2 protein-coding genes and 1 pseudogene are annotated in these 3,181 nt (G+C 45.5%); all 3 read left to right on the top strand.

The window, feature by feature from the left end; all coding sequences use genetic code 11:
• A partial coding sequence (locus tag ACLU24_RS14500) for a PrgI family protein (protein ID WP_412613346.1) occupies nt 1–329 on the top strand: 329 nt, incomplete at its 5' end.
• Nucleotides 322–2,655 (top strand): VirB4-like conjugal transfer ATPase, CD1110 family, encoded by a 2,334-nt coding sequence (locus ACLU24_RS14505; RefSeq protein WP_412613347.1) that lies wholly within the window; start codon nt 322–324, stop codon nt 2,653–2,655. The genes ACLU24_RS14500 and ACLU24_RS14505, both read left to right, overlap by 8 nt.
• Nucleotides 2,656–2,692: 37 nt before the next feature.
• Nucleotides 2,693–3,181, top strand: a pseudogene (locus tag ACLU24_RS14510) (class B sortase); the annotation flags it as partial.

Genomic DNA, 3,181 nt, shown 5'->3' on the forward strand with positions numbered 1-3,181 from the left:
CAGAGTCAATGTTTTTTGGACTGTCGCTCAGACAGTTCATTTTTTCTGTTCTTGCCTGTGCGGTAGCGGTAGGACTTTACTTCCTCCTAAAACCGTACCTCGGAACAGAAACCGTATCGTGGGTGTGCATTTTGGGAGCTGCCCCTTTTGCGGCTCTCGGCTTTGTGAAATACAACGGAATGACGGCTGAGAAATTTATATGGGCGTGGATAAAGTCCGAGTTCCTTATGCCGAAAAAGCTGGTCTTTCATTCCACCAACACCTATTACGAATTGATGAAACCGACAATCGAACAAAAACAGAAGGAGGCTTATAAGAACAATGATTAAAACCCTTACAAACCTGTTAAAGCAGGACAAAGAAAAGTTTGTAGTACCAAAGGGCGTACAGGATTGTATTCCCATTACCGCAATCTATGATGACGGTATTTTCCGTGTGGGCAAGGACAAGTATTCCAAGAGTTTCAAGTTCACGGATATTAACTTTGCCGTAGCAAGCCGTGAGGACAAGGAAGCAATGTTCCTTGAATACTCCGAGCTTCTCAACTCTCTTGACAGCGGAGCTACTACAAAGCTGACTATCAACAACAGACGGCTTAACCGTTTGGACTTTGAGAAAACCATTCTTATCCCCGAAACCGGCGATGAGCTTGATGTTTACCGAGAGGAATATAACAAAATGCTTCTCGACAAGGCGACCGGTGCAAACGCAATCGTTCAGGATAAGTATGTTACTATCTCCATCAACAAAAAGAGCGTGGAGGACGCAAGAACCTATTTTGCCCGTGTCGGTGCTGACCTGATTGCCCACTTTGCAAGACTCGGAAGCAAATGTGTGGAGCTTGAAACCGATGAAAGGCTGAGAATTGTCCACGATTTCTTCCGTGTCGGGGAGGAAACCGCCTACCACTTCAATATTAAGGAAACGAGAAAAAAGGGACACGATTTCAAGGATTATGTTTGCCCGGATACAATGGAATTTGAAAAGGACTACTTCAAAATGGGAAACCGTTACGGGAGAGTCCTTTTTCTTCGTGAGTACGCTTCCTATATCAAGGACAGTATGGTAGCTGAGCTTACCGACCTGAACCGCAACCTGATGATGTCCATTGACATCGTACCTGTTCCTACCGATGAAGCGGTGCGAGAAGCAGAGAGCAGACTGCTTGGGGTTGAGACGAATATAACCAACTGGCAGAGAAAGCAGAATCAGAACAATAACTTTTCCGCTACCGTTCCGTATGATATGGAACAGCAGAAAAAGGAAATGAAGGAGTTCCTTGATGACCTTACCACTCGTGATCAGCGAATGATGTTCGCTGTACTCACTATGGTTCATACTGCGGACTCCAAAGAACAGCTTGATAACGACACCGAAGCTCTGCTTACTACGGCAAGAAAGCATTTGTGCCAGTTTGCCGTTCTCAAGTATCAGCAGATGGACGGACTGAATACGGCTATGCCCTTTGGAACACGCAAGATTGACGCATTCAGAACCCTTACCACAGAAAGCCTTGCGGTCTTTATTCCGTTCAGGGTTCAGGACATTTACCACGAAAACGGCATTTACTACGGTCAGAATGTTATCAGCAAAAATATGATTATCGCCGACCGCAGACAGCTACTCAACGGCAATTCCTTTATTCTCGGAGTATCCGGCGGCGGTAAATCCTTTGCGGCAAAGGGAGAGATTGAAAATATCATTCTTTCCTCCAACGCAGATGTTATTATCATCGACCCGGAGCGAGAGTATTCGCAGCTTGTAAAAGCTCTCGGCGGCGAAATCATCAATATTTCCGCTACTTCTCCGAGCCATATCAATGCAATGGATATGAACAAGGAATACGGCGACGGAGCAAACCCGGTTATCCTAAAATCCGAGTTCATTATGTCCCTTTGTGAACAACTTATCGGCGGCACAAACCTCGGAGCAAAGCAGAAGTCTATCATCGACCGTTGTACGGCGAGCGTTTACCGTGACTATCAGCAGAGAGGTTATACCGGCACTGTTCCTACTTTGCAGGACTTCCGTGCGGAACTTTTGAAACAGGACGAGCCGGAAGCGAGAGAAATTGCTCTCGCTATCGAGCTGTTTACACACGGTTCTTTGAATACTTTCGCAAAGCCGACCAATGTTGATACGGATAACCGACTTATCTGTTATGACATTCTTGACCTCGGCAAGCAGCTTATGCCTATCGGTATGCTTGTTGTCCTCGACTCTATCCTGAACCGTATTACACAGAACCGTGCTAAGGGTAAGCAGACATTCATCTTCATTGATGAAATCTATCTTCTGTTCCAGCACGAATACTCCGCAAACTTCCTGTTTACTCTTTGGAAGCGTGTGAGAAAGTACGGTGCTTATGCCACCGGTATTACACAGAATGTGGACGACCTTTTGCAGAGCCATACGGCAAGAACTATGCTTGCAAACAGCGAGTTTTTGATTATGCTCAATCAGGCGTCAACCGACAGAATTGAGCTTGCCAAGCTCCTTAACATTTCCGACCTCCAGCTTTCATATATCACGAATGTTGACGCAGGACACGGACTGATTAAGGTCGGCAGTTCGCTTGTGCCGTTTGCAAATAAGTTCCCGAAGAATACGAAGCTGTATAAGCTGATGACAACCAAACCGGGCGAGGGTGTATAACCCTTGCCCTATTCTGTAAATGAGAAAGGAAACACCTATGAAAAACAAAATCTATATTGCCATAATCTGTGCTTTCAGCATTGTATTTGCCGTCAGTTCAGGTTTTCTCATCAAGCACTATTGCGACTCTGCAAAGCAGGCTGAGATGTACGACAATCTGATTGAGGTTGTGGAGACCGAGCCTGAAGAAACCACAGAGCTGATGAACTACTCCGAAGAAAAGACCTTTATCCCGGAGTATCAGGAGCTTTATCTGCAAAACAACGATATGGTCGGCTGGATTAAGGTTGAGGACACAAAAATCAATTATCCCGTTATGCAGTCAAAGGACAACCCGAACTTCTATCTGAAGCACGGCTTTGATAAGGCATACACCGACTACGGCTGTCCTTATGTTCAGGAAAACTGCGATATGGAACTGCCAAGCGACAATATCATTATCTACGGTCATCATATGAACGACGGCTCTATGTTCGCCGGTCTTATGAAATTCAAGGACAAGAGCTTTTGGGAAAAGCACAAAACA

It is taken from the genome of Pseudoruminococcus sp., assembly GCF_047012705.1.
Classification (GTDB): Bacteria; Bacillota; Clostridia; order Oscillospirales; family Acutalibacteraceae; genus Pseudoruminococcus.